Annotated in this window: 21 protein-coding genes; 8 read left to right on the top strand and 13 right to left on the bottom strand. The window is 49.0% G+C overall.

Annotated elements, in window-relative coordinates:
- Positions 1-15: 15 nt before the first annotated feature.
- Positions 16-627, bottom strand: coding sequence for a fumarylacetoacetate hydrolase family protein (locus tag BWI93_RS17220; RefSeq protein ID WP_094813477.1), 612 nt, complete (start codon positions 625-627; stop codon positions 16-18).
- A gap of 192 nt (positions 628-819) precedes the next feature.
- Here BWI93_RS17220 and BWI93_RS17215 point away from each other — a divergent pair, with 192 nt between their 5' ends.
- Positions 820-1,647: a M48 family metallopeptidase gene (locus BWI93_RS17215; RefSeq protein ID WP_094813475.1), complete on the top strand. Its 828-nt coding sequence runs from the start codon at positions 820-822 to the stop codon at positions 1,645-1,647.
- Positions 1,648-1,911: 264 nt separating this feature from the next.
- Here the strand turns inward: BWI93_RS17215 and sucC are convergent, their stop codons facing one another.
- A complete protein-coding gene (gene sucC, locus BWI93_RS17210) occupies positions 1,912-3,111 on the bottom strand; it encodes an ADP-forming succinate--CoA ligase subunit beta (protein WP_094813474.1) in 1,200 nt (399 codons plus the stop codon).
- A 292-nt stretch (positions 3,112-3,403) separates the two neighbouring features.
- On the opposite strand from sucC, the gene BWI93_RS17205 reads away from it, so the two are divergent.
- Positions 3,404-4,057 (top strand): ABC transporter ATP-binding protein, encoded by a 654-nt coding sequence (locus BWI93_RS17205; protein WP_094813472.1) that lies wholly within the window; start codon positions 3,404-3,406, stop codon positions 4,055-4,057.
- Positions 4,058-4,413: 356 nt separating this feature from the next.
- Here BWI93_RS17205 and BWI93_RS17200 read toward each other — a convergent pair whose 3' ends face one another.
- The 3 genes from BWI93_RS17200 to BWI93_RS17195 form a co-directional block, all read right to left on the bottom strand.
- Positions 4,414-5,262, bottom strand: a complete 849-nt coding sequence (locus tag BWI93_RS17200; RefSeq protein ID WP_176454255.1) for a DUF481 domain-containing protein — start codon at positions 5,260-5,262, stop codon at positions 4,414-4,416.
- 333 nt (positions 5,263-5,595) lie between these two features.
- Entirely contained in the window at positions 5,596-6,186 is a 591-nt protein-coding gene (locus tag BWI93_RS28960; protein WP_255157933.1) for a hypothetical protein, read from the bottom strand.
- Positions 6,183-7,331, bottom strand: a complete 1,149-nt coding sequence (locus tag BWI93_RS17195; RefSeq protein WP_255157932.1) for a M14 family zinc carboxypeptidase — start codon at positions 7,329-7,331, stop codon at positions 6,183-6,185. The genes BWI93_RS28960 and BWI93_RS17195 overlap by 4 nt, the downstream gene beginning before the upstream one ends.
- Before the next feature lie 167 nt (positions 7,332-7,498).
- Here BWI93_RS17195 and BWI93_RS17190 point away from each other — a divergent pair, with 167 nt between their 5' ends.
- The gene (locus BWI93_RS17190; RefSeq protein ID WP_094813468.1) at positions 7,499-9,220 is read left to right on the top strand and encodes an alpha-amylase family protein; all 1,722 of its coding nucleotides are present in this window, start codon (positions 7,499-7,501) and stop codon (positions 9,218-9,220) included.
- 301 nt (positions 9,221-9,521) lie between these two features.
- On the opposite strand, the gene groL is transcribed toward BWI93_RS17190, so the two are convergent.
- Positions 9,522-11,147, bottom strand: a complete 1,626-nt coding sequence (gene groL, locus BWI93_RS17185) for a chaperonin GroEL (protein ID WP_094813466.1) — start codon at positions 11,145-11,147, stop codon at positions 9,522-9,524.
- 64 nt (positions 11,148-11,211) lie between these two features.
- Entirely contained in the window at positions 11,212-11,508 is a 297-nt protein-coding gene (gene groES / locus BWI93_RS17180) for a co-chaperone GroES (protein ID WP_094813464.1), read from the bottom strand.
- 235 nt (positions 11,509-11,743) lie between these two features.
- Here groES and BWI93_RS27895 point away from each other — a divergent pair, with 235 nt between their 5' ends.
- Positions 11,744-12,031 carry a hypothetical protein gene (locus tag BWI93_RS27895; protein ID WP_176454254.1) on the top strand — a complete coding sequence of 96 codons (288 nt, stop codon included), beginning with the start codon at positions 11,744-11,746 and terminating at the stop codon, positions 12,029-12,031.
- Positions 11,956-12,453, top strand: coding sequence for a hypothetical protein (locus BWI93_RS17175; protein WP_141217503.1), 498 nt, complete (start codon positions 11,956-11,958; stop codon positions 12,451-12,453). The genes BWI93_RS27895 and BWI93_RS17175 overlap by 76 nt, the downstream gene beginning before the upstream one ends.
- A gap of 94 nt (positions 12,454-12,547) precedes the next feature.
- Here the strand turns inward: BWI93_RS17175 and secG are convergent, their stop codons facing one another.
- From secG to miaB, 5 genes are all read right to left on the bottom strand, one after another.
- Complete coding sequence (gene secG, locus BWI93_RS17170; RefSeq protein WP_094813460.1) at positions 12,548-12,913, bottom strand: preprotein translocase subunit SecG; 366 nt, start codon at positions 12,911-12,913, stop codon at positions 12,548-12,550.
- Between the two features lie 37 nt (positions 12,914-12,950).
- Positions 12,951-13,679: a hypothetical protein gene (locus tag BWI93_RS17165; RefSeq protein WP_141217502.1), complete on the bottom strand. Its 729-nt coding sequence runs from the start codon at positions 13,677-13,679 to the stop codon at positions 12,951-12,953.
- 226 nt (positions 13,680-13,905) lie between these two features.
- Entirely contained in the window at positions 13,906-14,451 is a 546-nt protein-coding gene (gene lptE / locus BWI93_RS17160; RefSeq protein ID WP_255157931.1) for an LptE family protein, read from the bottom strand.
- Complete coding sequence (locus BWI93_RS17155) at positions 14,441-15,730, bottom strand: sigma-54-dependent Fis family transcriptional regulator (protein ID WP_094813454.1); 1,290 nt, start codon at positions 15,728-15,730, stop codon at positions 14,441-14,443. Before BWI93_RS17155 ends, lptE begins: the two co-directional genes overlap by 11 nt.
- Positions 15,731-15,825: 95 nt before the next feature.
- Positions 15,826-17,244 (bottom strand): tRNA (N6-isopentenyl adenosine(37)-C2)-methylthiotransferase MiaB, encoded by a 1,419-nt coding sequence (miaB, locus tag BWI93_RS17150; RefSeq protein ID WP_094813452.1) that lies wholly within the window; start codon positions 17,242-17,244, stop codon positions 15,826-15,828.
- A gap of 285 nt (positions 17,245-17,529) precedes the next feature.
- Here miaB and BWI93_RS17145 point away from each other — a divergent pair, with 285 nt between their 5' ends.
- Together BWI93_RS17145 and BWI93_RS17140 are read left to right on the top strand one after the other, a co-directional pair.
- Positions 17,530-18,276 carry a hypothetical protein gene (locus BWI93_RS17145; protein ID WP_199182012.1) on the top strand — a complete coding sequence of 249 codons (747 nt, stop codon included), beginning with the start codon at positions 17,530-17,532 and terminating at the stop codon, positions 18,274-18,276.
- 83 nt (positions 18,277-18,359) lie between these two features.
- A complete protein-coding gene (locus BWI93_RS17140; protein WP_094813450.1) occupies positions 18,360-18,551 on the top strand; it encodes a hypothetical protein in 192 nt (63 codons plus the stop codon).
- 318 nt (positions 18,552-18,869) lie between these two features.
- Here the strand turns inward: BWI93_RS17140 and BWI93_RS17135 are convergent, their stop codons facing one another.
- Positions 18,870-21,338 carry a BamA/TamA family outer membrane protein gene (locus BWI93_RS17135; protein ID WP_176454253.1) on the bottom strand — a complete coding sequence of 823 codons (2,469 nt, stop codon included), beginning with the start codon at positions 21,336-21,338 and terminating at the stop codon, positions 18,870-18,872.
- 62 nt (positions 21,339-21,400) lie between these two features.
- Here BWI93_RS17135 and BWI93_RS17130 point away from each other — a divergent pair, with 62 nt between their 5' ends.
- Positions 21,401-22,141, top strand: coding sequence for an RNA methyltransferase (locus tag BWI93_RS17130; RefSeq protein WP_094813530.1), 741 nt, complete (start codon positions 21,401-21,403; stop codon positions 22,139-22,141).
- Positions 22,142-22,248: the final 107 nt, after the last annotated feature.

Below are 22,248 nucleotides of genomic sequence, written 5' to 3'. Positions count from 1 at the left end.
AGGTTGGCTGTAGAATTATTTGACTTCGAAATTCAGTAATTCCTGACCTTCCAGTGTACCCACCAGCCGGTCACCGATCTGTACGGGACCCACACCCGCGGGCGTTCCGGTAAAGATCAAATCACCAATTTTTAAGGTAAAGAATTTCGATAAATAGGCAATAATTTCCCCAAAGGACCACAACATCATCGTCGTGTCACCCACCTGACGGGTTTCGCCGTTGATGGTAAGATTGAAATTGAGCTTGGGAAATTCCGGAAACTGACTTTTCGGCACAAACTTGGAAATAGGGGCCGAACTGTCGAAACCTTTGGCAATATCCCAGGGAAGTCCTTTGGCTTTTAGCTTGGACTGCACATCACGAGCGGTGAAATCAATACCCAGAGCAATTTCTTCGTAATAATTATCCGCAAACTGTACCGGAATATTTTTGCCTAGCTTATTGATTTTCAATACGATTTCCAGTTCATGATGAACATCCTGCGTAAAGTCGGGCAGGTAGAAAGCGTTATTTTCTCTTAAAATGGCAGAATCGGGCTTGCTGAATATAACAGGCTCGGCGGGCCGCTCGTTTTGTAGTTCGGCGATATGCTCGGCATAATTTCGCCCAATGCAAAAAATCCGCATAAATGATGAATGTTCGAAGACAATACTGATCAAAAAGCAATCAAGTGGGTTTTATTCCTCATTTTTGGAGGCTGAACCGACCTGTATGCAAAGCTAAGCGATCCCGAAGCACTTTGCGGGTTCGGTACAGGATTTTCTAACAAGTACTTTACAATTCATTAGTGCATTTCCTCATTTAGCATTTCCACAATCATGAAAAGAACCTTTGCCCTGGGTATTGTACTGGCTACAACGATATGGGCGTGTAGTCGAGTACCTATCTCAAACCGGAATCAATTATTACTCGTATCCGATGCAGAAATGAATCAGCAGGCTCTGGTGAGCTACAAGCAGTTTCTGGATACTAACAAAGTTATTTCCAACGGCAACGCCAATACGCAAATGGTGAAGCGGGTAGGCGAGCGAATTGCCGCAGCGGCTACCAAGTATTTTAATGAGATCAAGCACCCCGAGTACCTGGATGGCTATAACTGGGAATTTAACCTGGTACAGGATAATCAGGTAAACGCCTGGTGTATGCCCGGTGGTAAAGTGGTCGTGTATACAGGTTTGATTCCCGTTGCTCAGACGGAAGCGGGATTAGCTACGGTGATGGGTCACGAGATTTCGCACGCCATTGCGAAGCACGGATCCGAACGCGTCAGTCAGCAGTACGTAGCCCAGGGCTTGCTCACGGGCGGACAGGTGGCGTTGGGCGTAGCCAATGCTAATAAGCCCACGCAGGCCCGTAATGTCTGGAGTACGGTCTTTAACGTAGCGGCTCCCATTGGGGCTAACCTGGCTATTCTGCGGTACAGTCGTCAGCACGAAAGTGAAGCGGATCACTTGGGACTGATCTTTATGGCCATGGCGGGTTATGATCCGAAAGAGGCAGTTACCTTCTGGGGACGTATGGCTGAGGCCAGCAAGAATGCTCAGAAGCCTCCCGTACTGCTTTCTTCGCACCCCTCAGATCAACAACGGATCAATGATCTGAAGAAGCTGTTGCCGGAAGCCGAGAAATACTACGCCCGCCGATAGGGTTAGTTTGCAGTTTTCGGTTTACCGTTTTCAGTTGTTGTAATAAAGCGATTTCGGTAAAATTGAAACTACGAACGTTGCAAAAAAGGAAAGGCTACTCCAAAGAGTGGCCTTTCCTTTTTTAGTTTGAAGCTACTGAAAATTGTAAACAGAAGACTGAAAACTATTGAAAGAAAGAAGGCCACTCCATCGAGCGGCCTTCTTTCTGTTTGACAATCTACGTTTCTAGTCGCTGAAAACGAAGAACCGTAAACTGAAAACTCCCTAGAATGCAGTGGCTAATACATCTTTCAGACGATCAGCCGCGTCTTTCAATTGTACCGCTGAGTGTACTTCCAGACCTGATTCATCGATGATTTTCGCTCCTTCTTCGGCATTCGTTCCTTGCAGACGAACGACGATGGGGACGGGGATATTACCGATTGCTTTGTACGCTTCCACGATACCCGTAGCTACGCGGTCGCAACGAACGATACCACCGAAGATGTTGATCAGGATCGCTTTTACGTTCGGATCTTTCAGGATGATACGGAAACCTGCTTCTACCGTCTGGGCGTTAGCTCCACCCCCTACGTCGAGGAAGTTGGCAGGCTCACCACCTGACAGTTTGATCAAGTCCATCGTAGCCATGGCCAGACCTGCACCGTTCACCATACAGCCAATGTTGCCGTCTAGTTTCACGTAGTTCAGGTTGTAATGACCCGCTTCTACTTCCAGAGGATCTTCTTCGCGAACGTCCCGCATTTCGGCCAGATCCGTGTGGCGATACAGAGCGTTGTCGTCGAGGTTCACTTTCGCATCAACGGCCAGAATTTTGTTATCGGACGTTTTCAATACGGGGTTGATCTCGAATTGAGAAGCATCCGTATCGATGTATGCTTTATAAAGAGAGCCAATGAATTTCACCATCTCTTTGAAAGCATCGCCTTCAAGACCTAAAGCGAAAGCGATTTTCCGAGCCTGGAAGCCCTGAAGACCCACTTTAGGATCGATCCATTCCTTGATGATTTTCTCGGGTGAGTGTTCGGCTACTTCTTCGATGTCCATACCACCTTCCGTAGACGCCATGATGACGTTACAGGCTTTGGCACGATCCAACAGGATAGCCAGATAGAATTCTTTGGGCTCCGTAGCTCCGGGATAGTACACGTCTTCGGAAATCAGAACCTTATGTACTTTCTTACCTTCGGGACCGGTTTGGTGCGTGACTAATTGCATGCCCAGAATCTGTCCTGATTTCTCACGGACTTCTTCGTAGTTTTTAGCCAGTTTTACGCCACCGCCTTTACCACGGCCTCCGGCATGAATCTGAGCCTTCACCACAAACCATTTCGTACCCGTTTTGATGTTGAGTTCGCGGGCTACTTCTACCGCTTTGTCGGGTGTGTCAGCGACGATGCCCTCCTGAATACGGACTCCGTATCGTTTGAGGATCTCTTTCGCCTGGTATTCGTGTATGTTCATTAGGAAGTTGAGTGAGGTTTCACTTTACGGCCCGAAAATTAGGGAGAAATCAATAAAGTCTTTGAGTTATGTTTGACAAAGTTTAGGAACTTTGCTCAACAAAATATAGCTACGACCGATGGAGTAGAAGGGGGTAGAAGTGATAAGGCCTTGATAAACAGATCGTAATAAGGGTCTTATTCGCTCTGGAAAGGGATAAGAATTTCGGCCCATCGGAATAGTAATACGGAAAGAGAAGGACGGCAAAAAGCCCCGGACCCTCCGTTTAACAAAAGTTTAGGATTCAACATTCATGCTCGAAGCTCGTCAACTCGTTAAATCATACGGAGCCCTGCCCGTACTCAAAGGAATCGATTTACAAATCCAGCCTGGCGAAATCGTATCAATCGTGGGAGCCTCGGGAGCGGGCAAAAGTACCCTGCTGCATCTGTTGGGAACGCTTGACCGACCCGACTCCGGTCAGATATTTCTGGACGGACAGGAAATCAGTAGTTTAAAAGACAAAGCCCTGGCCGAGTTTCGAAACCGACGCATTGGCTTTATCTTCCAGTTTCATAACCTGCTACCCGAATTTACAGCTCTGGAAAATGTTTGTATTCCGGCCTGGATTGGCGGCAAAACGCAGCAAACGGAAGAACGAGCCCAGATGTTACTGGGGAAACTGGGCCTTTCCCATCGGGAAAAACACTATCCCAGTCAGCTTTCCGGTGGCGAACAGCAGCGGGTGGCCGTAGCCAGAGCCCTGATCAATTCGCCCGCCGTGATTTTCGCCGATGAGCCCTCCGGCAACCTGGATTCCCGCAATGCCCGCGAATTGCACGAGTTGTTTTTTCAGTTGCGGGATGAACTCAATCAGACTTTCGTACTGGTCACGCACAACGAAGAACTTGCCCAAATGGCCGATCGCAAGCTGGAAATGCTGGACGGTCGGATTGTCTCGGAGTAAGTTCAAGGAAAGGTTTGATGAGTGTTCGTAGAAACAAAGCAATTAGAAACGAGCACCAGTAGTTCTGTCCTCCCTAGTGGCCAACCCCGAGGGAGTTCAATACGCATAGCCCCGTATGCAATGCGGGGACTCGAACAGCCCGGTAGGCACAGCCTACCCACTAGAACAGTCCGTAGCAGATGCTACGGACAACCCGGCCCGCTGGCGTTACCGCACTTCGATATGGAAACGGTAAGATGAGGACCCAACATTTCAATGACAAGTATCGGCTAGAAACGTGCAGTTCTATACCTAACCCCGGAGGGGTTCAATTTGATTAGCCCCGCATGCAATGCGGGGCACCTGCACCTACCTCATTAGTTCTTAAACGTCAACCCAATCGCCCAGTGAAAATCCGTACGTCTCTTCCCCGGTAGTACCACACTTTCATAGGTATGATCCGCCGTCAGCGAAAGAGCGAGCCGTTTGCCTAATGCATAAGCCAGCGTACTCAGCGAACTCCAGCGAAGGTTGGCCATGTTCAAAGCGGGCTGTACGAAGACGGTACTATTGAAGGCGAGTTTATCTTTGGTAAGACCAACCCGAATACGGGTAGAATTACGAATCACTCGAACATCTTCAGCGTTTAGAAAGTCGGTGTATTCGAAAATAATCGCATTCGTCATGGAGATTTTTACCAGCGTATTGGGCACCTTTCTTCCGCCCAGAACTCGCCAGCCAAAACCCGCTCCTCCGTACCAGCGATTAGAAATCTGTCGAAGGTTACTTTCCTCATGTACCCCAAAACCCATCAGATACACATCGTGCTGATTGTACCATAGGGTAGCGTTTAGATCCACAAACAGCTCCCGTTCCTGCAATTCCTTGTTAATGGTACCATAGGTATACCGTGGCGACGTATACAGGCCCAGGATGGATTTGGGATTAAAGTAATCAAACGACGTGACCAGCGTATACAAACTCCGCTGCACGTTGCCGCTGCGGTAATCACCGCCCAGCGTAATGGCGTAGGTGAAGTGTTTGAGCGTATCGGCGGGAGGACGGGTCACCTGAATTAGGCTCGGGAAATTTTCAACGCCCGGCGGTAGGGTGTCGGTTTGAACTTCTTCCCGTAATCGTAACGAATCAGAAACCATGAACGCATGAGCCAGCGGGGCAACAGCAAAAGTCAACAGAAAAACGGCGGCGTACTTGAGTCCTGACATAAAGAGCATAGGCGGTAAGAAATACGTGAAAAGATTTGCAAAACTTGCACAAATTTCGTGCGAGCGACCTGAAAAAAACAAAACCGGACGTTTTCGTCCGGCTGTTTTAATGATAGAAAATTTGATTTTCGGGGTTTATTATCAAAACGCCACCTTCTTGTAAACGCTGTATGTTATGGACGGCTGACTGGTCTTGAGCTTACCCGTTCGCCTATTTAGAAGAAGCCTCGATGCAATCAACGAAGCCTGATTCCCCCTTACTAATCCCTACAACAGGTACAGATAAGGAAGCAAACCTTACCAGCAACTTACAACCAGTAACCAACAACTACTTTACAAAACCCGAAACACCGGATACCGCATATGCTCCGGCTCATAGTACGGCGAAAGCTTGTGCACAAACTCCAGTTGAGCCCGGCCATTTTTAGCAAAAGCCGGATCCTGAGTCCGCTTTTCTTCCAGCTTCTGCCGGACTTCCGGGTGGCTTTTCAGGAACTCAGCCGCCAGATCTTCGAATACGTAATCCGAAAACCCTTCCTTTTGCTGTAAGATGGAATCGAAAAAATTCCAGGCAAAAAATCCTTCCGGACTCGTTGGTTCCAATGTTTCCACCAGGTAGCGATTTTTGTCCTGATTACATTCCACATAGTAATCGCCTTTACGGAAATGGATCGACTGCGTATGCGTGCTCACCTTGACGTCCGAATGCGGGTAATGCCCTTCGTAGGGGCGGGGTGAGGTCTGGTACGATTCAATCCGGTACGCTTCTACGCTCACCGTGGTATCCTGGTCGAGTTGCTTCATGACTACGTGGTTCGCTTTCAGCCGTTCAATCACGGGCCACCAGGCCTGCGGAATGAGGTACGCTTTCGGTTTCTTCACGGTCAGGGTCGGCACGAAGTAGTCATAATACGGAACGCTCATCTGAAACGGCTTACTGCGGTCGTAGTACAATCGCGGTTGCTGGATACCTCACTGGGTTTGTACCCGTGCTCGTAACCCAGAAATTCAATAGGCCGGGAGCGACTTTCGTTCTTTTTCCAGGCCAGTGGAAACTCCTGCTGCGTTCGAACGGCCTCCCGGTCGGCCTTTCGCAAACGCATGATTTCCTGAGCGTTCGTTACCGTAAATTCCAGATAGATTTTTAGCAATTCATAAGTTGATTTGACCCGTTGCTCGTACGACTTCAGCATGTGCGTTTCGGGCATGAAGCCGAGCGTCTGGAACATCGCCGCAAAACCCGTGGAGTATCGGGGATAGTCAATGAAACCGCTGAAGCCTTCCTTCGTCACATTCGGCCCAAAGTTGGTCACGTAGGGCGTCATCGGATAGCCTTTGGCTTTCATCTGCTCGTACAGATAGGGCTCCATTTTCGTGTGCAGGAACGGCCCCAATCCACCGCCCAGTTTGCTGTGTTGCGTAGCGATGAGCGTCATTACGTGCTGGTAATCGGCTCCGTTGCTCACGTGCGTATCGACAAAAACGTCAGGGTCAACGAGATGAAAAATTTCAGCAAAAGCCATCGCATTGCGGCTGTCGGCTTTTACAAAATCCCGGTTGAGGTCATAATTCTGTCCATTCGCCCGGAAACCGTAGGAGTTCGGACCATTCTGATTCACCCGACTGGTCGAATTACGGTTCAGGGCTCCGTCAATGTTATAAAAAGGAATCACGCAGAGCACGACGTTGTCGGGCAGTTTGAGGCCGTCTTTGCTAGTGAGCAGGTTTCGCAGAAGCATTTGACAGGCATCTACGCCGTCGGGTTCGCCGGGGTGAATGGCGTTATCAATGAGAAAGATGGCCTTCCCTTTCTTTCGCTGCTGGGCGAGATCAAAATTTTTATCCTTCGAAATCACCAGTAAATGCAGCGGCTCGCCCGAGTCGGTTACGCCCATCGTACGCATCTGTACCTGCAGAAATTGCTGATCCAGTTGCCGGAAATAGGCCATTCCCTGCTCGTAGGTAGGGGTTTCGGCTCCCTTGGTTCGTTCAAAAATCGTTTCCAGATCTTGGGCAAAAGCGGCTTGCATACGTAGTGCGATGGTCAGCAGGAGGAAAAAACGTTTCATGTAATCAAAGAAAAGGAAACCCCAAAGTTCTGCCAAATGCCCTCGTCCAGATTACGACCAAAGCATTCATTTTCAAGACCTGGGGAGACTTACGGGCAAAAAACTGCTTCGTATCATTTTTTAAGTAGAAAACCATAACGTATAATCAACCCTATTTACACCGCTGTATGAAGAAATGGCTTATTTTTCTAGCTTGCCTAAGTACCCAGCTCTCTTTCGCCCAGACCGAAGCACCTACCGCCCCACCAGCACCCATTCCGACGGATTTTGTCGAAGAAATCTGGTACAAGCGGGCCCTGATCTATAACCTCGACGTAAAAGTCTTCAAAGATTCCGACGGGGATGGCATGGGCGATTTCAAAGGTTTGATTCAGCAACTGGATTACCTGAAAGACCTCGGCATAACGGTAATCTGGCTATCGCCCTTTCATCCGTCTCCCTTGGAGGACGATGGATATGATGTAGCGGATTTTTATAAGATCGATCCCCGCGTCGGAACCGAAGCTGATTTCAAGCAATTGATCGAGGAATGTAACAAGCGGGAGATGCGGGTGATTATTGATCTGGTGATTAACCATACGTCCAATCAACACCCCTGGTATCAAGCGGCCCGGAAGGACAAAAATTCACCGTATCGCTCCTGGTATGTCTGGAGTAAGGAGCGGCCAAAGGATGCCGACGAGGGCATGGTATTTCCCGGCGTACAAAAGGAAACCTGGACCTACGATTCACTGGCTCAGGAGTACTATTTCCACCGTTTTTACGATTTTCAACCCGATCTGAATGCTCAGAATCCGGACGTCGAAGTAGAGATTCGCAAAATTGTCAAACACTGGCTGGACTTCGGCATTTCCGGATTCCGATTGGATGCGGTGCCTTTTTACATGGAAATCCCTCAGAGCGGCATGAAAAATCCCATGTTGCAATTTGATCTGCTCTATGGTTTGCGGCAATTCATCCAATGGCACAAAGCCGATGCTGCAGTACTGGGAGAGGCTAACGTCGATCCGAAGGAGACGGACAAATTTCTCGGTAAATACGGCGAAGGGATTCAAATGATGTTCAACTTCTACGGAAATCAGTACCTATTCTCGGCCCTGGCTTCCGAAAATATCGAAACGTTCAAAAAAGCCCTGATCGAAACCCGCGATCACTCACCCGCCAATCAATGGGCCTGGTTTCTACGGAATCACGATGAAATTGACCTGGGCCGACTGAGCAACGAAGCTCGGGAAGAAGTGTATTCCAAATTCGGCCCGAAAGAAAACATGCGTTTGTACGATCGGGGTATCCGTCGCCGGCTGGCTCCGATGTTGGGTAACCGGAAGCAAATTGATCTGGCCTATAGTTTATTATTTGCCTTGCCGGGTACGCCAAGCTTACGCTACGGGGAAGAGATTGGTATGGGGGATGACCTGAGCCTGAAAGAACGCAACTCGGTACGCACGCCCATGCAGTGGAATACGCAGAAAAACGCGGGCTTCTCTACGGCAGCCAAAACCTTTCATCCCGTCATCAGTCAGGGGGACTATGCGTATCAGAAAGTGAACGTAGCGACCCAGGAGAAAGACCAGAAGTCACTGCTGAACACCATCAAGAAGTTCATTAAAATCCGAAGCGAATGCCCGGAAATTGGCTGGGGAGAATGGACCATTCTGCCCGCTACAACGTCTACGGTACTGGTGATGCAGTACAAGTGGAAAGATAAATCAATCGTGGTGGCCCATAATTTCAGTAAGGAAAAACAGAACATTCAACTGCGAATGGCCGAATGGAAAGGCAAGTCTTTGCGGGACTTACTCAATGAAAAAACGGTTAAACCCGTTGCCGAGGGTTCGTATTCGCTGGCCATGGATGGCTACGGTTTCCAGTGGTTCCGATTGAATTAAGGCCATCCAAGGATATAGAAAAGGCTTCTCTACTTGAGAAGCCTTTTCTATATCCTTGAAGTTAGTAACCTACAGGTTTATAAAGTCTGTAACCATCATCCGGCAGTTTCCAATTTCGGTGATTAGTTTAAGCAATAAAAGCAGGTAAGAATCTGCCTAATTATTAGGTACAAATTTGGAAACTTGCATCAGTCAGTGAGACTTAATCGCCCTTAATAGCAGAGGGTAACGTTCGTTCCCGAAAGCCATAAAAAAAGCCCCTCCGAGTTATCGAAGAGGCTTTTAGAGAATGATCTATGAATTACATCATGCCACCCATTCCGCCAGGACCGGCAGCAGGAGCAGGATTATCTTCAGGCTTGTCAGCTACTACGCATTCAGTAGTCAGCAACAGACCCGCTACCGAAGCAGCGTTTTCCAGAGCCAGACGCGTTACTTTCGTCGGGTCAATGATACCGGCTGCAATCATGTTTTCGTAACGGTCTTCGCGAGCGTTGTATCCATAGTCACCCGTACCTTGTTTCACGGCATTGATTACTACAGAAGCTTCGCCACCGGCGTTAGCTACGATCGTACGCAGGGGAGCTTCGATGGCCTGACGAATGATGTTCACACCCGTCGTCTGGTCGTCGTTGTCACCTTTGAAGCCTTCGAGAGCGGCAACGGCACGGATCAGGGCTACGCCACCACCGGCTACGATACCTTCTTCAACGGCCGCACGAGTCGCGTGCAGAGCATCGTCAACGCGGTCTTTCTTCTCCTTCATTTCAACTTCGGTAGCCGCACCGATGTAGAGAATCGCTACACCACCTGACAATTTCGCCAGACGTTCCTGCAATTTCTCACGGTCGTAATCCGAAGTCGTATTTTCGATCTGCGTTTTGATCTGGTTTACGCGGCCCGTAATGTCCTCTTTCGCACCTACGCCGTTTACAATCGTCGTATTGTCTTTGTCGATCAGGACTTTCTCAGCTTGACCCAGGTATTCAATCGAAGCATTTTCGAGTTTGAAACCACGCTCTTCGCTAATTACCGTACCACCCGTCAGGATCGCGATGTCTTCCAGCATAGCTTTCCGACGATCACCGAAACCAGGAGCTTTTACAGCAGCCACTTTCAGGGCACCACGGATTTTGTTAACCACCAGCGTAGCCAGAGCTTCACCGTCTACGTCTTCCGCAATGATGATCAACGGACGACCGGTTTGAGCTACTTGCTCCAGTACGGGCAGCAGTTCTTTCATCGAAGAAACTTTCTTCTCAGAAATCAGCAGGAAGGGACGATCCAGATCGGCTTCCATTTTGTCCGGGTTGGTCACGAAGTAAGGAGACAGGTAACCGCGGTCAAACTGCATACCTTCTACCGTTTTTACTTCGGTTTCAGTACCGCGAGCTTCTTCAACCGTGATCACACCTTCTTTGCCTACTTTATCCATGGCATCGGCAATCATCGTACCGATTTCGTGGTCATTGTTAGCAGAGATGGTAGCCACCTGAGCGATTTCTTTGGAAGTGCTGATGGCACGTGATTGTGACTTCAGGTTTTCAACGATCTTACCTACGGCCTTATCGATACCGCGTTTCAGATCCATCGGATTTGCACCTGCTGCTACGTTTTTCACGCCGATCGAGTAGATCGCCTGTGTCAGAACCGTAGCCGTCGTGGTACCATCACCCGCCTGATCAGCCGTTTTGGAAGCTACTTCTTTCACGAGTTGAGCACCCATGTTTTCCAGAGCATCTTTCAACTCGATTTCTTTAGCTACCGTCACCCCATCTTTGGTGATGGCCGGAGAGCCAAATTTTTTATCGATGATCACGTTACGACCTTTAGGGCCGAGGGTTACTTTAACTGCATCTGCCAAAGCGTCAACGCCACGCTTCAGGCGATCACGAGCTTCGGTGTCAAAAAAAAGTTCTTTTGCCATAGCTAAATGACTTTATAATGTGTTGTAGTGTGAATCAAGGTTCACGTTGGGATGTAAAAGGAAATTAAGCAACAACCGCTGCTTCAGTAAGTACCGCCAGGATGTCTGATTCCCGCATGATGAGGTAATCTTTTCCGTCGGAAGAGATCTCCGTACCTGAGTATTTACCGTATAGTACGGTATCGCCTTCTTTAACCGTCAGGGGTTCATCTTTTTTGCCTGGGCCAACAGCCACTACTACTCCGCGTTGAGGTTTTTCTTTGGCGGTATCGGGAATGATAATTCCGAACGCAGTCTTTTCTTCTGCGGGAGCCGGTTCTACCAGAACGCGGTCTGCCAAAGGTTTGACGTTTACTGACATGTTAGTGATGAGATAGATTTGTTAACTTTTCGATTAACCATCTGGTTAGGTAGCCTGACTACGATTCCTGTGCCAGCCCAATTTGTCTGTCAATTTTACCGAACTTGCTGACAATTGCTGCAAAAAGCCTGGCAAACCAAATGAATGACTTTTACTTTAGGAAATTACTGTTAAAATATTTGGCGATTTATTGGAAAAGAATAGATTCGGGGATTAAAATATAAACCAGGAGGGTATGAAAAAGTTGCAAAAAACCTGGATTACCGACGGATTACTGGATTTTGAGTACAAAAAATACCAGTTATTGGCCTACCTGAAACATGTCAATGAACATTTTCAGGAAAAAAACTCTTCCCTGAACTGTCAGATTTACAGCTTCATTACCAGGAAAGTCTGGCGTTACAGCAACAACAAAGCCAGTGGTCAGACCGTATTCGCCGCAAATTGGTGGGCATCGACCGCGAAAAATGGCAACTCAAGTACACCAGTGAATTCGAAGCCTTACAACCGCTGGAGGAAGTAGATGAAATTCTAAGCTACGCCATACCCCGGCTCGAACATACGCTGAGTACTGGGAAAACGCTCTTTCAGCACGTCACCCAGGCCCTGTCTATCGCTCCGATTGGCATTATGCCACTTTTCCGAAAAGAGGGTTATCTGTTTGTGTACGAGAACATCAACCGTGAGCTACGGATTTATCAGTACAAAGTGCAGTTGTTCGAAAGTACAGCCCCGCCGAGCCGACGGGTCGAAACTCACCTGATCGATTCGCGTAACAAGAGCTACACCACGACGTTCGAAAGTATCAAGATGGAACTGGTTCGAAAGAATAAGGATCTGCCCAATCCGGCCTCGTATCTGGTAGAAAGTACCTTGGGCTATCCCATGGACGAAACGTTGCTTCCCATAGCCCGGCAAAAAGTGGCTCAGGCCGTAGAAGATTGATTCGCTCAACCTAAGCTCCGGTTTAAGTCATACGCTGTAAAAACGAAAAACCCTCCGAGCGAAAGTTCGGAGGGTTTTTCTATACCTGAATTTCTTATTTCTGAGGCTGTGCCGGTTGAGCGGGAGCCGGTTGAGCCGGAGTCGTCGGAGCGGGCGTTGCCGGACGGGGAGCGGGAGCCGTTACCGCCGGAGCTGCCGAACCTAAGCCATCATCCATTCCATCACCGGCAGTCTGACCCGTCAGGAAGAATACCGAAACCAGAGCAAATACGGCAATGGCCCCACCAAAACCCCAGGTGAGTTGTTCGAGTAGATCACCCGTTTTTTTCACGCCAAAGAGTTGTTGGGAACCGGCTCCGGTAAACTGTGAAAGTCCACCGCCTTTAGGGTTTTGAATTAATACCACCAGGACTAATAAGGCAGCCACAATGATGGAGAGGATAATTAACGTAGTAAACATTGGGTTCTTTTATAAAAAGGAGAAATGGTGTGCACGTTTAAAACAAGGAAAGTCGACTTCTCAGTTCCTCGATTTTGATTGCAAAGTACGCCTTTTTTTCTGGAAACTTCAACTGTAGCTTTTCGTAGATTTCAATGGCCTTCTCCGTTTTTCCCTGCCGGGCCAGTACTTTGGCATACGCTTCCGTTAGAGGCGTGCTGCTAGAGACTTGTTGTTTATAAGCCAGATCCACGGGTTCTTCGTCGCTTGGACCGGGTTTAGCCCGGAATGGACCGATCCGGGGTTCGGCTTGAATGAAGCGATCAATGATAGCCAACTGATCGTACGCGGGCGTTTCAAACTTCTCTTTTTCAGCTTTTTCTTCCGATTTTTTGAGCAGTACTTCCGAATAATCCAGGCCTCGTAGGGCGTGTACCGGATTGATGGTTTCGAAAACCGGAACGGGCTGCGTTGTGATTTCCTCTACTTCCCGGGGATGGCGACGCGTAAACGGTAGGCGTTGTTCTTCGGTGGGAGTAGTTGCTGCCGGAAATTCTCCTCCAATGAATTTACGCAGGGCGTTGCGGCTCAGCGAATAGGCAGCCGCTTTGCGTAAAGCCGCTGGGGCATCCGTATGATCGGCCTGATCGGTATAACCTTTTGCCAGCAGTACGTGCCCGGTTTGACAAAAAGGGTAATGTTCTACCAATTCTTTGAGATAAGCCACATCATCCGATGAAAGATCGGTTGGATTGGTAACAAGATAAGAAAAAATATCGCGTTGCATAAGGTGCCCAGTGGAGGAGGTCCGTCTAGCCAAAATGGCCAGGGGAAACTTTAAAATGTAGATTCTAAGATACAGAATTTCCTGCTCCGGAATCAATAGTTCCTGCTTTTCACTGGTAAGAGATGTCTAAAGTAATCGTTGAATAAAACCGCAGCAGGTTCTTACAAATGAATCCCTTGAGTAGGGAAGAGTTCGTAGAAATTTTCTTGGGTTTTTTAGAAAAATATTACCAGTCGCCCGCTGTTTTGTTAAAAATATCCAGAATGATCTGTTCCAGAATGGGCGGAATCAGCTGTCCTTCGACCTGATTCAGGGTTTGGGTTTGTGGGAAATCGCGGAAAAACGAAAAAGGTTGTTCGAAACTCGCTGATTCATCTTTGGTATTCACAAACCGAACCGTAACGGTGATGGTTAGTCGGTTCAAACCCGCCTTATCCTGGGCCGTAGGAGCCTGCGGCGTCACGTCGTAACCCGTAATGGCTCCTTCGATTAACAAGTCACCATCGCCGCCCGGTTTAAGTTGTAGACGGGTATTTCGCTGGAAATACTCTTTAAGCTGTTCGGTAAAGGTGTTGGGCAGGGTAGCCGGTCCACCCGCCGCATTCATGACGAAGTTGTTAATTGTAATGGTCTTTAGATCTGCTGACAATTTCCCGCCTGGCGAAAAGGAATACGGACCGCAACCGTTCAACAGAACGCCCGGTAGCAGAATCAGGAGGAGTAATAAGGTGCGGCGTAGGGTTTTGTTGCCGCGGAAAGGACTACTCTTCATCAATCTCATACTGTTTGATTTTCCGGTACAGCGTCCGTTCGGAGATGCCGAGGGCCTGAGCCGCATTTTTACGTTTATTGCCGTTCTTACGCAGAGCTTTGATAATCATTTCTTTCTCTTTCTTTTCCAGCGAAAGCGATTCATCTTCCGACTCGTCCGTCACATCCTCAAAGCTGGAATCGTTGGACGGATCCAGCGAAAAGACATTGGGTGTTGCGGGCGGCGTAGCCGTAGTCGAAACGGGCAGATACCGGGTCGGCGTATGATTTTCACTAAAATTAACGGGTTCGTCGGTCACGCCCTGAAACAGATTGGCGTGTTGCCGCAGAATTTCACCGTCGCCCGCACCATTCTGAGCCATTTCCACGAACAGCTTTTTCAGTTCCGTTACGTCGCGTTTGAGATCGAAGAGTACTTTGTATAGTAACTCCCGTTCGTTGAAATCCTGGCTCTGGCCGTCCCGGAATACGTCCGGTAGGGACGAACGCTGGGCATCCGGAATGTACTTGAGCAACGAACGACCATTGATGGTGCGTTCTTCTTCGAGGATGGAAACCTGTTCCGCCAAATTTTTTAATTGGCGAATATTTCCCGGAAAACGGTAACTCAGCAGTACCTCCCGGGCATCTTCGGTGAGCTGTACGGGGCGGATGCGTTGGCGTTCGCTGAAATCCGCCGTAAATTTCCGAAAGAGCATCAGTACGTCATCGCCCCGGTCCCGCAGGGGTGGTACGAAAATGGGTACCGTATTCAGACGGTAGTACAAATCTTCCCGGAAGCGGCCTTTCTCCACCGCCTGCATCAGATTAACGTTGGTGGCGGCTACGACCCGAACATCGGTCTTCATGATTTTGGAAGAACCGACGCGGATAAACTCCTTGTTTTCGAGTACCCGTAAGAGCCGGGCCTGCGTACCCAACGGCATTTCAGCGATTTCATCAAGGAAAATGGTACCGCCGTCCGTCACTTCAAAATAACCCTTCCGAGCATCGACGGCTCCGGTAAAGGCTCCTTTCTCGTGCCCGAACAACTCGGAATCAATGGTCCCTTCGGGGATGGCTCCGCAGTTGATCGCAATAAACTGGCCGTGCTTACGGGTCGATAATTGATGGATAATCTTGGAAAACGACTCTTTCCCGCTTCCGCTTTCTCCGGTAATGAGTACCGTCAGATCGGTAGGAGCGACCTGGGCTGCGATCTGGATGGCGTAATTCAGTGCTGATGAATTACCAATGATGCCAAACCGCGATTTTATGGATTGTATTTCCTGAGGTGACATGTGTGTAATGGATAGAGCTTAGAGAATGGACAAATGGGAAAAAAGAGTATTGCCTAACGAATGCCAGGCCATACTCTTTTTCGGGGATCTATGCTCTAAAGAACGGGTTCGCCCAGCAAGGTTGCCGCCGTACAATCCGTAACCAATACATTCACGTACTGACCTTTGGTGAAGTTATGTTTGGGGAACACAACGACCTTATTCTGGTCGTTACGGCCCTGCAGATGCTCGGCAGAACGTTTGGACGTTCCTTCCACGAGTACCTTGTGCACCTTACCAATGGCCTGCTGATTACGTTCGAGGCTGTGCTGCTGCTGTAAGGCAATGATTTCGTTGAGGCGACGCTTTTTCACGTCCTCCGGAATGTCATCGACGAACTTCTTAGCCGCTGGCGTACCCGGACGCTCGGAGTAGGCAAACATGTACCCGTAGTCGTACTTGACGTAGTCCATGAGCGTAAGCGTATCGCGGTGTTCTTCCTCCGTTTCCGTACAGAACCCAGCGATCATATCCTGCGAAATGCCGCAGTCATTGCCCAGAATCCGACGAATGGCGTCTACCCGGTTCATGTACCACTCCCGGTCGTAGGTCCGGTTCATGATTTTCAGTACGCGGGAATTGCCGCTTTGGGCCGGCAGGTGAATGTAGTTGCAGACGTTGTCGTACTTCTTCATGGTGTAGAGTACTTCGTCCGTAATATCCTTGGGGTGGGAGGTGCTGAAGCGTACCCGCAACTCCGGACTCACCAGGGCTACTTTTTCCAGCAATCCGGCAAAGTTTACCTGCTCGGTTCCGTCTTCCGAAGCCCATTTGTAGCTATCCACGTTCTGGCCCAGCAGCGTCACTTCCCGGTAGCCCTGTGCAAACAAATCCTGGGCTTCCTGCACGACGGAATACGCATCCCGCGAACGTTCGCGACCCCGCGTGAAGGGTACTACGCAGAAGCTGCACATGTTGTCGCAACCCCGCATAATGCTGATAAAGGCCGTTACGCCGTTGGAATTCAGGCGTACCGGAGCAATATCGGCGTAGGTTTCTTCCTTGGAAAGAAAAACGTTTACGGCTTTCTGGCCCGTTTCTACTTCGTCGAGCAAGCGGGGCAGGTCACGGTACGCATCGGGGCCTACGACCATGTCAACCACTTTTTCTTCTTCCAGTAACTTCGCTTTGAGACGTTCGGCCATGCAGCCCAGTACACCAATCATAGTGTCGGGTTTGCGGCGTTTCAGGCTGGTAAAAGTGCTTAAACGGTTCCGTACTTTCTGTTCGGCGTTGTCGCGAATAGCACAGGTGTTAAGTAGAACCAGATCGGCCTCGTCAATGCTGGAAGTCGTCGCAAAGCCTTTTTCCCGCATGATGGAAGCCACGATTTCGCTGTCGGAGAAGTTCATCTGACAGCCGTAGCTTTCAATATATAATTTCTTTTTACCAAGGGCATTTTGCTCATCCTCGAGTAAACGGGGAAGGTCAATGCCTTGCTTATCTTCAGGAGTCAGGATTTCTAAGGTCTTCATGGGTGCTCGGAGCGTTGAGCCTCAGGCTTTCCGCTTACATATCTAAATGTTCGTTGAATTCAGAAGTACAAAGGTATAAAAAAGCTGACAGATTGTCAGTAAAGAATGGGTTTCGAAAAGCTGGATTTTGTGTTAAAGGGAGTGACAGGAGTTGAGAGGCTCTCTGATTTGCTAGTCCCATACTGATGGGTAAATCAGGAAAATGAATGAAAGTTCCCAATTTTGATAACCTTCCGTTCGTACGCTGATAGTTATACTGAAACCTTTACTGATCAATCATTGCCCATGCCTACCCCAACAACCCTCGACCTGGTTACTGATTTTTGTTTGCAAAAACTCGATTTCTCGAATCCTAAACTAGACCCTGAATATTATTACGCTCATCTTCCGCTCTGTGTGGTAGACAGTGTGTTTTCCATGGGCGTGAAGTACGAATCCGTCCGAAACGTCGTCCGGCGAATGGAGCCACTGGTCGGTCATACCCTTTTTCGGGACCATGGCTCTTTACCTATTGATCCGGCACAACAGATTTCAGTAGCGGCTTTTCTGGAAAAAGTTGAGCATGAATCGCCCGAAAAACTGGCTCTGGAGGTCTACCGGAATAAACAGCGAACCTCTACACTAAACGGAATTCTGAAAGCGGAAGCCGTCAGTCGATTTTTACGGGTACTAGCCGATTTTGATGTGCAGTACTTTCAGGATGTACCTCGCCTCATCACGGATACGAATTTCGAACAAAAGATCAAGCGTATTCCCGGACAGGCCAGTGGTATTTGCTTGAGCTACTTCTTCATGCTGGCGGGAAACGATCAGCTTATCAAGCCCGATCGGATGGTGAGGGATTTCCTGAAAGCGATTACTGGAAGTACGGTAACCCTTGAAGAAGCACAAGTGCTCTTGGCGGAAGTATCGAGCCAACTCGTTTTGAAAGGATACGAAATGAATCCCAGGTTACTGGACAATTTAATCTGGAACTACCAGCGTAAACTACCCAAAAGGCTCTCTGGTACCAGGATGAACAGTGTACTTTAGTAGGTTGTTTCTAGTTTATACGCAGAAATTTTGAAGTACTTTTACTGTACTCTGTCTCCACCTCACCATCGTATACGCTATCTATGCTCCACCTGCTCTGGAATCTTCTCAACCTGGCTATACTGCTTTATTTTCTCTATTTGTGTTTGAAAGCTACGCAGTTACTCCGGCAAAATCTGGGCTGGTGGGCGGCGGCTATTTTTGTCGTTGGCGTCTTTTCATCCGCTGGAAAGTCTGGTACAAACCAAGCGGATGAAGTAGAGAAACAGGGCTAGTATCCCGAAATAGGGTAGCAGAGCAGGCTATACGTCGAATTCAGGTCAAGTTGCAAAAAGAACTACTGTCCAGCTACAATCTGTATCTACTGTACGGACCGGCTAAAGATTCCAGTAATGTCGTCGTCATAGATGCTTATTCAACCATGAATGGCCTTATGGGTGGTGTGGTCTGGAAACCAAAGTTTATAGCCGTGAATCCCGCTGGAAACACATTAAAATATAATGTGACGGGAATACTGGAATGGCGGCTTTTAGGGATGACGTTGTACAGCGAGTTTAAACAGCATCAGGGAAACGTTCCGCTAAATGAAAGCCTTAAAACGGATACCCAATTCCAAACCGTAGTTCCGGACGATACCGATTGTCCAGTGTTGAATTGAACATATCGCCTACTACCCATTGACCCAAACCACCATCGGCACGCGGGCGGGCGGGTTCGTAAAGCTTGATACCCCAGTCGGCTCGTAAGATGAAGAACGACTTATCGAAACGCAGGCCAAAACCCGCATTGAGAGCCGTCTGACTGAGAAAGCTACCCGGCTTAAATTGCGACTCGGTCTGATTCGTTCGCAGTAACCATACGTTTCCGGCATCCACGAATAAGGCTCCATTGAAATCGCCAAAAAGCTTGAACAGGGGAAACCGCCATTCGGCATTGAGTTCGAGTTGAACATCACCAGGGCGTTCGAATTTGTAACTCGGAACGACCACTCCTGACTTGAGTGTATCAAAACTGGCCGCCTGGGCTCCTAGCCCTAACTTACGCGGATTCCAGCCCCGCATCGAGTTGGCTCCCCCGGCAAAAAAGGCCTTTTCGTAGGGCAAAATTCCCCCATTCTTGGAGTACTCCCAACCAATGCCTCCAAACGCCCGGAAGACGAGCATGGACCGCCCCCGGCGGCGTAAGGGAACATAAACTCGGTAATCAACACTGGTTTTCAGGAATTTATAATAGCGGAGATCCTCGTTGTCGGTCAACTGATCCTGCCTGCTACGCGAGAGTAAGTTCAGGGTTGTACCACCCGATTCAGCGAAAACGCGTAAGTACTTCGTCCGACGGAAGGTGTTTAAGTTCAGGTTGTTATCGTTATACACGTACGAGCCGCTGATGCTGGAAACAAACGACCGATTGAAGGTAAAAATAAGGTTATTACCGGCGAGTTGCTGCTGCTGCAAAAATTGCTGAAAAGCGTCGGATTGACGACTGGTATTGATCAGGTTAATGTCCAGCGGACTGAAGTAAAACGTTTCCTTGGACGAAATTTGCCAGGAATAATTCATCGCCAGTTTAAAGCCCGTACGCCGAAAATCTTTCCGGTCGCTGAACGAATAACCAATCCCGACCTGGGTACGCGGGGCACTGTTGCTGTAGCGAACTTTCATTGCCGCCGGAATCAGTAATTGCGGAAAAATCAGTGAAGTATTCAGACCCGCTTCAAAGTTTTGATCCTTGAAGGCCAGATTCTGCGAGCTTTGGGTAAAACCGGGCTGACCATCGTAACCCGCCTTTCCGGCAATTTCCAGCGTTTCCAGTCCCTGAAAGAAATTCCGGATGCGTAAGGCTCCATTCAAAAAAGGACCGGGCAAACCCTGGTACACGTTCATACCCACCTCCGACGTAAGCTCATACCGTTGCAGCGGCTGGGCGTATACCAGTGCATTCAACCGGTGATTACTGGCCGTATCGTAGGTTATGTTCGGGAATTTGAATTGATCAAGCGTCCCCAGCATCCGTAGCGTCTCGTTGTGAAACGTCTGGTTATAGGTAGCTCCGGGACGTACCTTCAGCTTGGCATCGAGTAGTCGGGTCGAATATTTCTTCCCCACGAAAATGTACCGAATGCCATTGTAAACGGTCGAGTCCAGGTGTGAAGAGGGTTCGGAAGGATCGCGACCATCGACTACGAATGTAACCGAATTAATCTGGTAATAGGGATAGCGGAACGGCACCGAATCGATCACCATCGTGACATTCATATGGTGCTTCAGGGGCTCGGCCAGTGAGGTGTCGTAGGTGCCGGTAAACGAAATATTCTCCTTCGAGAAGCCGTAGTACCCCCGGTCTCGCAACAAGGCTTCCACCCGTTCGCGTTCGGCACTGAAATTACGCTCGTCGACCCGGTTTCCTTTTCGCAGAAAGCGAATGCCCCGGGCATTTTGGAGAATGCTGTCAATGCGGGGATCAACGGTGACCAGCCGGATGGAATCCAGTACGTAAGGTTTCCCCTGCTGTACTTCGTAGAGCACTTTTACCCGACGAAATTTGACCGTGTCAAGCTTGTACCGCACGGAATCATCAAACATACCCCGGTTGGTACGCAGAAAGGCCTGGAGGTTCTGGGCATTCTGACGGGCGTCTTCTTCGGTGATGATGGCGGGCGGTTCGCCCACAACCCGCATCCACCAGTGGCCCTGTTCAATCGCCAGGCGATTATGGTCAATCTTGCGGTCAAGCCGCTCAATCCGACGCAGATTTTTGCGGGATTGTGTCGAATCCGGAGCATTCCGAATCTGTTCGATACGGGCCTGATATTCCCGGATTTCCCGTTCGAAACGGGGCTTTTTGTACTTTAGAAAATCGGGGCGGGCAATCTGATACACCCACAGAAAAGGCGTAATGGGCTGCGTAATCAGAACCCGGTTCGATTCCTGGGGTAAAAGGGCTTCGAGCTCTTCGTTCGGAATTTCCTTGTTACCTTTGATGGTCTGTTTGGCTAAAAGATACTCGCCTCGCCGTAGTTCGGTATTACGGGTGCAGGCAGCTAGAAAACCAAGAAAAGCCATTCCTATCACCAGCAGATGACTGTATTTCTTCCTCGTTGGGAATGGCATAAGTATACGGGACAATGATCTCACAAAAGTGGCAAAAACAAATACGCCTGCTTCAGCAGAAAAAGCACCGGCAGGAATCGGGAGCATTTCTGGTAGAAGGCGGCAAGAGTGTCCGCGAGTTACTGACCGCTGATTTTAGACTTCAGGCTCTGTTTGTAACGGATACATTTTACAAAGAAAACCAAAAGCTACTCGACGAGCAACCCTTCCGGGCTGAATTGGTGACGGAAGATGAACTCGAAAAGGTTGGAACCCTGCAATCCAACAATGCCGCTCTGGCCATTGCAGAAACGAAAGAGAACCTTCCGCTGCGGGTACGGGGCCAGGAATTTGCTCTGGTACTCGATGATATACGCGATCCGGGTAACCTCGGAACCATCATTCGGATTGCCGATTGGTACGGAATAAAAAAGATTATCTGCTCGACTTCCTGCGTGGATGTGTACAATCCGAAGGTGATTGCAGCCAGTATGGGTTCCTTTACGCGTGTACAAACGTATTATGTCCCGCTGCAGGAATTTTTCGAACAGGAGAAAACCCAGACGGTTTACGGTACCTTCCTCGACGGGGAATCCATTCACGGCTTAAGCTTTAGTGAATCGGGATACATTGTGATTGGTAATGAAGCCAACGGCATTCGTCCGGAAAACGAAGGCTTCATTCAGAAACGCATCACCATTCCCCGGTTCGGCGAAGCCGAATCCCTGAATGCAGGCATTGCTACGGCGATTGTGCTGGATAATTTGCGACGGTAATAGGGGCGAAGGCGAAGGATGATTTATTATAGGTGTCGCCTTGAACCGACTGAGCTTGGTCCTTATAATTGGCTGACTAGTAGCCCCTGAGCCTTCCAGGCTGGACC

Origin of the sequence: Siphonobacter sp. BAB-5385 (genome assembly GCF_002261125.1) — a bacterium.
Classification (GTDB): domain Bacteria; phylum Bacteroidota; class Bacteroidia; order Cytophagales; family Spirosomataceae; genus Siphonobacter.
Note: the sequence above shows the minus strand (reverse complement) of the source record. Positions and strands in the feature narration are given on the sequence as shown.